General features: G+C 34.6%; 8 protein-coding genes and 1 tRNA gene. 3 read left to right on the top strand and 6 right to left on the bottom strand.

Going from position 1 to position 12,033, the window contains the following annotated elements; translation table 11 throughout:
- Nucleotides 1-227 precede the first annotated feature (227 nt).
- A complete protein-coding gene (locus tag BZG01_RS14785; RefSeq protein WP_101310613.1) occupies nt 228-668 on the top strand; it encodes a hypothetical protein in 441 nt (146 codons plus the stop codon).
- 200 nt (nt 669-868) lie between these two features.
- Nucleotides 869-1,279, top strand: coding sequence for a secondary thiamine-phosphate synthase enzyme YjbQ (locus BZG01_RS14780; RefSeq protein WP_101310612.1), 411 nt, complete (start codon nt 869-871; stop codon nt 1,277-1,279).
- A 35-nt stretch (nt 1,280-1,314) separates the two neighbouring features.
- On the opposite strand, the gene BZG01_RS14775 is transcribed toward BZG01_RS14780, so the two are convergent.
- The 5 genes from BZG01_RS14775 to BZG01_RS14755 all read right to left on the bottom strand — a co-directional run bounded on the left by BZG01_RS14775 (nt 1,315) and on the right by BZG01_RS14755 (nt 5,807).
- The gene (locus BZG01_RS14775; protein WP_101310611.1) at nt 1,315-3,087 is read right to left on the bottom strand and encodes an aminopeptidase P family protein; all 1,773 of its coding nucleotides are present in this window, start codon (nt 3,085-3,087) and stop codon (nt 1,315-1,317) included.
- Nucleotides 3,088-3,239: 152 nt separating this feature from the next.
- Nucleotides 3,240-4,301, bottom strand: coding sequence for a hypothetical protein (locus BZG01_RS14770; RefSeq protein ID WP_101310610.1), 1,062 nt, complete (start codon nt 4,299-4,301; stop codon nt 3,240-3,242).
- 50 nt (nt 4,302-4,351) lie between these two features.
- Nucleotides 4,352-4,897 (bottom strand): hypothetical protein, encoded by a 546-nt coding sequence (locus BZG01_RS14765; protein WP_101310609.1) that lies wholly within the window; start codon nt 4,895-4,897, stop codon nt 4,352-4,354.
- A gap of 114 nt (nt 4,898-5,011) precedes the next feature.
- Complete coding sequence (locus BZG01_RS14760) at nt 5,012-5,578, bottom strand: RNA polymerase sigma factor (RefSeq protein ID WP_101310608.1); 567 nt, start codon at nt 5,576-5,578, stop codon at nt 5,012-5,014.
- A gap of 156 nt (nt 5,579-5,734) precedes the next feature.
- Nucleotides 5,735-5,807, bottom strand: a tRNA-Lys gene (locus BZG01_RS14755).
- Nucleotides 5,808-5,983: 176 nt separating this feature from the next.
- Here BZG01_RS14755 and BZG01_RS14750 point away from each other — a divergent pair.
- Nucleotides 5,984-7,351: a peroxiredoxin family protein gene (locus BZG01_RS14750; protein WP_180327334.1), complete on the top strand. Its 1,368-nt coding sequence runs from the start codon at nt 5,984-5,986 to the stop codon at nt 7,349-7,351.
- A gap of 30 nt (nt 7,352-7,381) precedes the next feature.
- On the opposite strand, the gene BZG01_RS14745 is transcribed toward BZG01_RS14750, so the two are convergent.
- A complete protein-coding gene (locus BZG01_RS14745; RefSeq protein WP_101310606.1) occupies nt 7,382-11,809 on the bottom strand; it encodes a hybrid sensor histidine kinase/response regulator transcription factor in 4,428 nt (1,475 codons plus the stop codon).
- Nucleotides 11,810-12,033 lie beyond the last annotated feature (224 nt).

Here is a 12,033-nt window from a genome sequence, read left to right as displayed (position 1 = left end):
GGTGGTGACTAATCTTTAATCTTGACAAGAGACTGTAAATTTCGTAAATTTAGATAAGATCAAATAAGAAGAACATACGCTTGTTAATCCTAAACGTGATATGATAGTTCATATTTATAATATGGTAAGAACCTTGTTCCATCAATTCAGATCACACTTCTCTTATACCTGCCCTTTACGAACTGTTTCAAACTAGTTTAAATTCTATTTATTAAAAGAAAACGAAAATGAAAAAAAACATTGGAGTTTGGTTAGATACCGAAAAAGCCTACATTATTACCATTGAGGATAATGGAGCCAGAGTTGATAAAATTGAATCAGAAATTGAATCCCGATTGCGTTTCAAGGGAGAAACAAAAGCTTATTCCCGTATGGGCAATCAGTTTATCAATCCTGCAACCAAAATAACACATAAAAGACGTCATCAATTGAAACATTATTTTGAAAGTATTACCGATCATTTATCCGACGCAGAAGAAATTTATCTGTTTGGTCCAGCCGAAACTAAGGTGCATCTTGCTAAACACATAAGCAAAGAGCCGGTTCTTAAAGACCGCATTCGTAAAATCGAGTCGGAAGATCATATGTCTGAAAAACAAATGATTGCCTGCGTTAAAAAAGTGTTCGATCAGAAGCCTATTAAGGTGAATGTTCGTATTCGTCATTAGTTGTTTAGTATAAGAATTATTAGGCAGTTCCTGTAATTGGATCGTTTAGAGCTCCGGTTATAGGAATCTGCTTTTTTTGAGGATTGTGCTGAATACACTATCTTGTGTTAAATTACAGTTGCCAATTTAATATCGGCAGTATCTTTATAAAAACGAATAGTTTAAAGGTTTTGATATTAATTTGGTACAATAACAAATCTATGATTCAACAATTGGAAATCACTTTACCGGCTTTTGGCAGGGGGTATCACCTTATCGATTCTGAGATTGCCGGGCACTTAAGCAATTTGCCAAAAACAGGAATCCTTCATTTATTTCTGAAACATACCTCAGTGGCCTTAAGTATAAATGAAAATGCCGATCCTTCGGTCCGTGATGATTTTGAATCGATCATGAACAAAATTGTGCCCGAAAACCAATCTTTCTATACTCATACTTTGGAAGGCTCAGACGATATGCCTGCACATGTGAAAACCTCGCTAATTGGTCAGGAACTTACAATTCCAATCACGAATCATCAGTTAAACATGGGAACCTGGCAAGGGATTTATCTTTGCGAGTTTAGAAATAGAGGTGGCAGAAGAAAGTTGGTTGTTACTATATATTCGTAAATGAAAAACGCCTCATAATTGAGGCGTTCCTTATTTTATATCGCTTTGGTTTTTTCTTTTAACCAGTTCTGATGACTTTCATCCAGTTCGGGAGACAATATATCGTAAACTTTCTGATGATAATTATTCAACCATTGTCTTTCTTCCGGAGTAAGAAGTTCGTAGATAATTCCTTTCGTTTCGAAATGGCACAAAGTGATCGTTTCAAAGCTTAGAAACTCACCAAATTGAGTGGTTTCTTCCTGACAGCATAGAATAAGATTTTCATGTCTGATGCCGTAGAATCCTTCGCGATAAAATCCTGGTTCATCAGAAGTTATCATTCCAGGTAATAAGGCCTGATCTTTAATTTCCTGTCGGATACTTTGCGGGCCTTCGTGAACATTCATAAAACATCCAACACCATGCCCGGTTCCGTGGCCGTAATTTTTACCTCTGTTCCATAATGCCTGACGAGCTAAAATATCCAGATTGCAGCCGCGCGTTCCTTTCGGAAATTTAGCCATTGCCAATTGAATCATTCCTTTTAAAACCAAAGTGAAATCAGTTTTTTCCTCTTCGTTTAGCTCGCCCATCGGAATGGTTCGGGTTATGTCTGTAGTACCATCCAAATATTGTCCGCCCGAATCAATAAGAAGCAGCCCTTCAGCTTTAATCTCCACATCCGATTCGGGTGTGGTAGAATAGTGAGGATGAGCACCGTGATCTTTGTACCCAACAATACTTCCAAAGCTTTCTCCTTTAAAATTTTTCTGAAGAGATCTGAATTCTTTCAGTTTACCCATTACCGTAAATTCGGTAATTTTAGTTTTGCCAATATTTTCTTCGAGCCAATAGTAGAATTGAGTAAGAGCAACTCCATCCTTCTTCATGGCATTTTTCATTCCGTCTGTTTCAACGTCATTTTTTATACTTTTCAGCAGTTGAGAAGGGTTTTCTCTTTCAACGATATTGGCACTTATCGAGTAAAATGCATTTAAATTGGTTCGGTTTACATCAAGCAGAACACTTGCAGATCCCGGAATTTTATCCAAGTCGTTAAATATCTGACCGTAATCTGCAATGTAAATCTCATCTTCGGTTAATTTTTGAATCAAATCATTGGAGATTTGATCTTCGCCCAAATAAAGAGTTGCCGATTCGATTCCTATTACGGCATAGGCCAAGGCAAGGGGATTGTAATCTATATCATTTCCTCTGATATTGAAGATCCAAGCCACGTCATCCAAGCTGCCCACAAAATGAAAATTGCATTCGCATTCTTTCATTTTTTTGCGGATTTGCAGCAATTTACTATATCTGGTTTGGCCGGAGTAGGAAACTTCATGATCGAAAATTGATTGGTTTGGCAATTTGGGACGACTTTCCCAGATTTCATTAACCAGATCGAATTCTTCAATGATATTAATGCCCAAATCACCTAATTTGTTTTTTAATTCTCTGGTTTGTGCCACAGAAAAACAAGTTCCGTCAAATCCAACATTCGGATTAATAGGTAGTTCGCCGGATAACCATTCGTTTTGAGTAGGAGTTCCTGCCGTTCCCATTTTAAAAAGCTCAATTCCACTTCCTGCTAATTGGGTCTCCGCTTGCAGAAAATATCTGGAATCTGTCCAAAGTCCAGCTTTTTCCTGGGTGATGATAAGTGTTCCTGCCGAGCCGGTAAATCCAGATAACCATTGACGGGTTGTCCATCTGTCTGGAACGTATTCACTCATATGAGGATCGGTACTGGTAATAATATAGGCATGAATATTTTTTTCATGCAATAAAGAACGCAAAGCGCTTACTCTCTCAGCAACAGTCATTTTTGGGTTTATAGTTGTTTACACGCTAAAATTACAATATTATGAATTATATCGGGTGAAAATCAGGTATATTTTTTACTGTTTTAGGTTCTTTTAATAAAAAAATCCCTCTTTGCCTGGCAAAGAGGGACGATGTATGACTTGTTGGTTAACTATTTAAGACTCACATTGCCGTACTGGCTGTTAATGATAACTTTTCCTTTTGGTGATGCAGACTTTCCTACAACAACTTTTAGTGAAGTTTCTGAGTTATTAACAATTTTTTGAATCACCTGAGCATCTTCAGGATAGCTTATGCCACAATATTTTGTTTCAGCGTCCAGTGTGTAGTTTGCTCCTTCTTCAATCGCAATTTTGCTGGCAACATATTGATTGTCAACTTTAATTGATTCAAATTCTTTAGAAACATTTTCAATTTTACAATTTCCGTAACGAAGATTCAATTCCAAATCCCGATTTACATTTTCAATTTTGAAATCGGAATATTGTCCCATTGTAACTATAAAAGTATTGGTGTTTACAATATCGAAAGCATCGTATTTACTATCAGCAAGAACGGTTTCATTGTTATCAAGATGTAATTTTGAGTAACGGCTAACCACAACCAAAGCCTTACTTGTACCAATATTCATTTTCGAATACTTAAGAGTTAATTTGGTTCGGTTGCACTCATTTATTGTTGCTTTAGCATAACTCAGATTAATAGTACTAACAGGTTTATCTTCCGGATAAAGAAAACTTTCGCCTTGAAGGTTTCCGTAGCTTAAATTAATATTTGCTTTCGCACGCAAAGTATTGATGTAAATGTTACCAAACTTATTTGAAATATCCAGCTTGACATATGCAGGCATAAATATTTCGTAATCGATACTGAATTTGTTACCTGTTTTGAATTGATGCGACATTTCGGTTACGGCGGTTATTTCATTCCCCGTTTTATTAAGTTTTATGTCGATACTCTTAAAGAGTAATTTGGCTTTTTCTTCACTCGAGGTTTCTAATGTGATGACAACATTAATGGATACGGAATCACGATCCCAATTTTTAATGTTAACATCGCCGTATTTGTTATTGATGCTGAATTCTGTGCCTTCTGCAGCAGAGAATACTTCTTTAATCTGTTTCTCGAAGTCATCTAATGCAAAGGCATTTGTTGTAAAAGCAAGAAGTACAACAAATAAGAGAGCGGAAAATTTGAATTTTAATGTCTTCATAGTCTTTTTATTTAGGGTGTATTTTTTTGTATTTTGTGATATTGTCTTAATTATACTGCTGTATTCAGGTTGTTTCTGTTTTGTTTTTTAATCAGATATAATTGTTCGATTATACGATTTAAAATACTCGTCTTCACCTGATAATATTCAATCATTGCCTGAATAATTCTATCGTCATCGGGATGCAATTTAAGTTCCTTTTTTAGCTGTGAATATCGTTCATCCATATCTTTTAATTCTTCACTCAGTATGCTTTGGTGCTGTTTCTTATCAAAACTGCCAAGTTGTTTAAGCATACCTAGCTGATTGTTGATGTTTGCAGTGTAAAATGCTTCAACTTCCTTGTATTCAGGTGATACTGCTCCCAAGCCTAAACGATCGCCCTGAATATTTCGAATCTGATATCCAACCAGTCCCGAAAAGATTACAAAAGTAATTATTACAGCCACTTTTAAAAAGTTTGGGATGCTTTCGAATGCATTTCTTTTCTTTTGATGGTTTAGTTTTTCAAGAAAATTTTCGAAATGACCATCCTGTGGTTCATAATCATCGAATTGATCTTTATGATCTCGTAAAATTTTTTCTAAGTCTTTCATACTTACAAATTTTCATTGATTGTAGTATGTAACCTTCTTTTCATTTTTATCTTCTTCAATTAATTAAGCTCAAAAATTGAGAGCTATTAATGTTTATAAAAGTAAGAGAAGGGTTCATAGCATTTTTTGGTTTTCTTTTTCCGAAATTATCTGAATCAGTTTTTTCTTTGCTCTTAGGAATTGTGATCGGGAAGTGGAGGAGGTAATGTTAAGAATACTTCCTATTTCTTCATGATCGTAGCCTTCAATTAAATACAGGTTCAGGATAATTCGATAGCCTGTTGGCAGCAGGTCTATTCCTTTTTTTAATATAGCAATTTGTTCTTCTGAATATTCAATGTTATGGTTATCTACTTCCTCTGATAATTTATACAGCTCACTGTCGATAGGAAATAATTCCACTTTTTTCTTTTTTAAACTATCCAAAGAACGGTTTACCACTATTCTTTTTAACCATGCACCAAAACTAACCTCTCCCTTGTATTTTTTAATGTTTCGGAATGCAGCAAGAAATGATTCCTGCATGATATCTTCAGCTTCCGCAACATCCTTTACTATCCGTAAAGATGAGTTATACATTGCTTTGTAGTATAACTTGTAGATTTTGAATTGGGCTTTGGGGTCATTTTTTCCGCAAAGCTCAATTAGGTCCTGGTGAATGTTCTTGTACAATGAGCTCATTAATCAATTTCTATTCTAATGACGAATGCGGAAATCATGCGTTGCATGTATATTGAAATTATTCCATTAAATATAAGCAAAATGTTTAAAGAAAGCAGGCTTTTGTTTATCGCTGTAAAATAGAAAAACCATCAAACTTATTTGACGGTTTATTTGTGATCCCTCTGGGGCTCGAACCCAGGACCCCATCATTAAAAGTGATGTGCTCTACCAGCTGAGCTAAGGAATCTTTTTATTTAGGATATTAAATTTACAATAAAATTTTAGAACGGGAAAAATTCATTTTAATTCAATGGTTAATCAAATTTGTTAATTAAATGGATGGGTTTGGCTATCCATAACAAGAATATGTACCTTTACGACACACTTTGGTACTTATATCATATAAACAGGAGCATGAGATTCATGAATAATAAAATTCTTGCATTTGTATTTTTGTTGATTTCGCAGACTGTATTTGGACAAATACAACTTAAATTAACTGTGCAGATGCCCGATTGTAAGCAGGAACAATTTCTGCTGGTGAGAGGCGATGAAGGTGGTTCATTTGTAGTGGGACAGGCAAAAGTAGGTGATAATGGAATCCTTTCTTTTTCGTGGGAAGGTAATTACGGTTTTTACAGACTTGCCGGTGAATTAGGAAATATTGATTTTCTGATTTCAAATCCTGACTTTCATTTTTCGCTGGATGGCAAGCCAGTGCTTGGAGAGCTTCGTTTTCCGGATAAGGATGAAAATAATCAGTTCCATTATTACCTCTCAGAATTTAATGTATTGAATCAAAAAATTGGAACTTTGAGGGAAACTCTGGTGAATTTAAATGAGAAAGATTCTTCCTATAAAGAATTGCACGCTCAATTTAAGCTGGTGCAAAAAGAGAAGAAGATATTATTGAAAGAATTATGGAGATCTCATATTGATTCATGGCCGGCGCGCATGGCTCTGGCCAAACAACAGTTGGAACCGGATTTAAAATTAAAAGGGAAGAATTACGATGACTATTATCAAAAGCATTTTTTTGATTATTTTGCCTTTTCAGATTCAGTATTGCAAGCTACACCTGTCTATTATGAAAAAATAGGGAAATACTTAAAAGCTAATTATATTGAAGATCTGATAAAAGCGGAAAATTATACGAAGATAAATGATGTGATAAGTAATCTGTTTTGGCTAACAGAACTGGATCCAAGCTCACAAAAATATCTGGCGAACTATTTAATGAACCGATACCCGGAACAAAAGCTTCCTGAAATATATCATTTGATTGTTGATGCATATAAGGTTCTGAATACCTGCGAATATGTAATGGGGAATAAAATCATACAAAACCGAATGCAAAATTCGCATGCAAATAACACAGGTTGGTTGGTTCCCGATGTAGAATTAAATCATTGCCTTGATGGCAAAATACAATCATTATCTGATGTTAACAGTGATTTAACGCTGCTGATAATTTGGTCGGGGAGTTGTGTTCACAGCAGAGAAATGCTGGAACGCATTAAGGATTTGTATCCTGAATATCATGAGTTGGGTTTAGAGGTTGTTGCCGTATCCTTAGATAGTGACCTTGGCTTTTGGAACGAAATGGTTTCGCAAAACTATTACCCTTGGATAAATGCCTGCGATACCGATGGATTAAACGGTACAACTGCAAATCTGTTTAATATTTACGTTACACCCAGCATGTTTCTAATCGATCCATCCTTAAAAACTGCAGCTGTACCTCAAACCTTCTTTCAATTGGAAAAAGAATTGGGCGAGTTTTTTAAGTAAATCCATCTTAGTTCTGTTTTGAATTATGAATTATTCTGTCCCTTCTGATTTGGATTTATTAATTTTCTTTAGTTTACTTGGCGGATAACCATATTGGGAGCTAAATTGTTTCGAGAAATATTTTACATCAGTATAGCCTATTTTATGGGCAACTTCGGAAACCGAAAAGCCTTTTTCTAAAAACTGCATGGCAATTTTCAGTTTAATTTCCCTAATAAATTCCAGAGGACTTAGTCCTGTTAAACCTTTAATTTTATTGTAAAATACAGTTCGGCTTACACAACAAAAGCCAGAGAGACTGTCAACACTTAATTCTGTTGCGTAATTTGTCTCTATGTATGTAACTAACTGTTTCAAAAAGTCTTCGTCTTTTGAGTTAACCTTTAATGTTTTTGGATCAATGGTTTTATTATCCCGGTATTTTGAAATAACCAATTTTCTTTGAGTAATCAATGTTTTTAGAACAGCCTTTAAGTAAGCCATTTGAAGCGGTTTTGTGATGTAAGCTTCTGCTCCCGTTTCAAAACCAGTAATTTTATCTTGTACATCTACTTTTGCGGTCATCATAACAATTGGTATGTGACAAGTAGTAAAATTTTCTTTTAACAGTCGTGTCATCTCAATGCCATCCATTTCCGGCATCATGATATCCGTAATAATAACATCGGGATTATGAATTTGTGCCAATCGAAGCCCTTCTTTTCCGTTATTTGCAACAATACATGAATACAGTGAAGACAGAGAATCTTTGGTATATGCCAAAATCTCTTCATTATCTTCAACAATAAGTATCACCTGATCATTTGTATTATCAGCACTGGTTTCTGTAACATTATTATCATCTTCTATTTCTACATGATGATAAATTGGTTGCTGGGATTCGTCGCTTATTGCCTGTATGTTAGGCGACTGCATTAATTTTTCTTTATCCAAAGGCATCGAAAAACAAAAAACGCTGCCTTCTCCCACTGTAGATGACAGTTCAATACTTCCATGATGCAGAACGGCCAGTTCGTGAGCTAATGACAATCCTATTCCTGTACCCGCGAAATCGTGGTTGCTGAGTATAGTGTATCGATTAAATATTTCGGAGATGTTCTTTTCCGGAATTCCAGGGCCTTCATCAGTAACAAAAACTTCAGCTTTATTTTTGGATGAATTAATTTTCACACTAACAATTACTTTTTTCCCTTTTGGTGTAAATTTGATAGCATTTGAAATTAGATTGTAAATTATTGAATCTAATTTTGACCGGTCTCCCCAAATGTTAATTGGTGTGCTTGAATTTTGAAATGAATAAAAAATTTGTTTGTGATTTGCTAAGGGGATGAAACTTTCAAAAATGTCTTTTGTGAATTCGTTCAGGTCTACTTCCTGTATTTTTAATTGCATTTTATTGTTCTGAACTTTTCTGAAGTCTAGTAATTGATTGACAAGCTGCAACATGCGTTTTGCATTTTTACGAATAATCCGCAGCTTTTTAGTTGGAGCAGCATCCAGATTGTCTTGCTGCAACAGGTCTTCAATAGGTCCTAGAATTAGTGTGAGAGGAGTTCGTATTTCGTGTGAAATATTTGTGAAGAACCTTAGTTTTAGTTCATTAATAGTTTTTTCAATGGTTAAATCATTGCGAAACTTATTCATTCGTTTAATTATATATCTACTGAAAATGATTAAACCAATAGAGAATAACAAATAAGCAAAAAATGCGAGTTTGGTTTGCCACCAAGCCGGTGAAATGATTATTCTTAATACACGCTCATTTTCATTCCAAAAACCGGTTCTGGTTGTGCTTTTCACCTTAAACTTATATTCCCCGGGAGCGAGGTTTGTATAAGTTGCTTTGGTTTGATTGCCAACATAATTCCAATCAGTATCAAAATTCTCCAGTAGATAGGCGTATTGATTTTTTTTCGGATCGGATAGGTTAAGAGCTGAATATTCAATACTGAAACTTGATTGACTGCTTAGTAATGTTATATCGTTCGTATATGAGATATTCTTTTTTAATGGAGATTTTGGTGCGCCAACAATTACATCTTTATTAAACAGCTGAAAATTAGTAAGTTCGATAAAGTTGGTCTGTTTAGATGGTTTTATTAACCCGGGCCGAACAACTTCTATTCCGTTTGAACCGCCAAATAGAATTCTTCCATCGGCTAACGTATAACAAGTATTTTCTGCGAAATTATTGAAAGCCAGTCCATTCGATTCATTATAGATTTGAATGCTTTTATTTGATTCGTCGTAGCGGCTTAATCCGTTTTCAGAACTAAACCACAAATGGTTTGAATTGTCTTCTTTAATTCCAAATATCACATCATTTGAGAGTCCTGACTCTGATGTTACGGATGAAAATTGAATTGTATCAACAATGGGTAAGCTTAGTTTATTAACACCTCCGCCAAAAGTGCCAAACCATACTTGTTTTTTAGAATCTTCAAAAACCTCAACTACATCATTGTAATTAATACTGTTTGGCTTCTCGGCAGAATAATAAAAGTTTTGAAAGATGATATTGTTTTGTTTCAGGTCATTGGCTTTTACCAGATTCAAACCAAATGAGGTGGCGACCCAAAGGTTGGAATCAGAATCACTGTAGATACATCTTACTAAATCGCTTGATAATTGACTGTTGCTTGTTGAATAGGATTGGAAGACTAAAGGCCTGGAATGATCGGTATTGGTTTTGCAGATTCCATTTCCAAATGTACCAATCCATATATTTCCCCTTTGATCCTGAGAAATCGAATAAATATTATTGCCTGCTAATGAGGTAGAATCCTTTGGATTATTCAGATATGAATTGAACTTGATTTTAGTATACTCTGCCGGATTATTTGGAATTGGAGTTTGGCTTATTAATAAACCTTTTCCTTTAGTTCCCAACCATAAATAATTCTGATGGTCGATAAAAATGCTATATATATTATCCTTATAAGGATCATTTTTTGTTGGGTGAAAGGACTGAATTGTGCTCAGTTTTTTTAAACTAGGTGAGTAGATATGCAAATCACCAGCTTTGGTACCAAACCAAATATAACCGTTTTTATCCTGACAAATGGAACGGACAACATTATCAGTAATTTGATTAAATTCAGGAATTGGTAGAATTTGTGTGAAAGCAGGATCCCGTTTAATTATTTTTTCAAGACCACCTTTGTATTGACCGGTTCCAAGCCACATCTGCCCGGATAAATCTTCCGTTATGCAGTGTACAATACTCGACGAGATGGAATTGGGATTTGAAGGATTGTTTTGATAGTGAATAAACTTGTCTTTTTCACTATTATAATATGTTAAAGCTCCTCCGTGCAGCCCAATCCATAAATTTGAATCCAGATCTTCATAAAACACATGTCGCTCCAGATCTGTTATAACTCTCTGGTTTTTAGTTGTCAGTTCGTAATATTTCGACTTAAGTGTGCTTAGTTCAATTTTGGTAATTCCAAATTCTGTTGCTGTTATCCAGACATTGTCTTTTTTATCAAAATAAACATTCAAAATTTCATCGCCATGAATTTTTAGTTTGGTCCATTTATTAGAGTCAGGGTTAAATGCTAATACACCCTTATTTACGAAAGTCGCTAAGATTATTCCATCTTTTGATTGATATAGATTGGAAATTTGATTTGACTCAAAGCCAGAGGTGTTGGACATGTCCAGAAATCTGAACGATGATTCATTTTTGTTGTACTTGATTATGCCGTGATTATCGGTACCAAGCCAAATCTCATCATTTAGTTCGATAGCCGAATTAAAGGAATAATTGATAAAAAGATGTTGAAAATTAAATATTCCGGCATTAAGATCCTTTTTTGTAAGAAGATTAACCCCCTTTTTTGTGCCCACCCAAACTGAAGAATCCTTACCCGAAACAATGAAGCGAACTTCTTTGTTTGTAATGCTGTATCTTCCTTTATCGCTGTGTTTTGATTGAGTGTAATTATTTAATTTGGAATTGTATTTTAAATAAAGGACACCTTCGTTTGTGGTACCTACCCAAATTTCTTCAGGAGAATACTGTAAAAAACAAGTTGCCATAGATTTTTTGGTACTTTTAATTTCAACGTATTCAGGTATGGTTTTAAATAATTCTAATTCCGGGTTCAGGTAATGATAGTATCCATCATAGGTTTTCATCCAGATAAAACCTTGGTAATCTTCCCATAGATCTATAACCCTATTGTTTGTAAAAACATTACTATCCCCTTTCTTGCTCTTGTAAATTTTAAATCGATAACCATCATAACGATTTAAACCATTCATTGTTCCAATCCATAAAAATCCTTTTCTGTCGCATAGTAAACTGGATATAGTATTTTGAGAAAGTCCATTTTCTGAATTAAAATGTTCAAACCTATAAATATCTTGAGATAAAGTACAAAGACTTTGCAAAAGAGAGAGGATTATAATTGTCAGTATTCTTAGTTGATGCATATGTTTTTTCTTATTCATACAAATATAATAATTTAATGAGTTTTTTTACATTTTTTAAGATTTAGGCAATAATTTCAATTTCATAATAGATTGATAGTGAGTGTGTAGATGATTTGTCTCCGTTGCGGTCTGATGATTTGACACCGTATTTTAGATAAAATGTAATCTATAAGTTTAAATAAAAGAACATATTTTGCAAACGTTGTAAATGCCCAATGTTTAGTCGCTCTGATAGAGAGGAA

The organism is Labilibaculum manganireducens, assembly GCF_002843385.1.
Lineage (GTDB): Bacteria > Bacteroidota > Bacteroidia > Bacteroidales > Marinifilaceae > Labilibaculum > Labilibaculum manganireducens.
The sequence above is the reverse complement of the archived record's forward strand: the minus strand, read 5'-3'. Positions and strand labels throughout refer to the sequence as shown.

What these genes read in the sequence shown, in the direction of transcription:
- BZG01_RS14785 (WP_101310613.1), top strand. Translation starts at nt 228, where the DNA reads ATGAAAAAAAACATTGGAGTTTGGTTAGATACCGAAAAAGCCTACATT.
- BZG01_RS14745 (WP_101310606.1), bottom strand. Translation starts at nt 11,809, where the DNA reads ATGAATAAGAAAAAACATATGCATCAACTAAGAATACTGACAATTATA.
- BZG01_RS14775 (WP_101310611.1), bottom strand. Translation starts at nt 3,087, where the DNA reads ATGACTGTTGCTGAGAGAGTAAGCGCTTTGCGTTCTTTATTGCATGAA.
- BZG01_RS14780 (WP_101310612.1), top strand. Translation starts at nt 869, where the DNA reads ATGATTCAACAATTGGAAATCACTTTACCGGCTTTTGGCAGGGGGTAT.
- BZG01_RS14760 (WP_101310608.1), bottom strand. Translation starts at nt 5,578, where the DNA reads ATGAGCTCATTGTACAAGAACATTCACCAGGACCTAATTGAGCTTTGC.
- BZG01_RS14765 (WP_101310609.1), bottom strand. Translation starts at nt 4,897, where the DNA reads ATGAAAGACTTAGAAAAAATTTTACGAGATCATAAAGATCAATTCGAT.
- BZG01_RS14770 (WP_101310610.1), bottom strand. Translation starts at nt 4,301, where the DNA reads ATGAAGACATTAAAATTCAAATTTTCCGCTCTCTTATTTGTTGTACTT.
- BZG01_RS14750 (WP_180327334.1), top strand. Translation starts at nt 5,984, where the DNA reads ATGAATAATAAAATTCTTGCATTTGTATTTTTGTTGATTTCGCAGACT.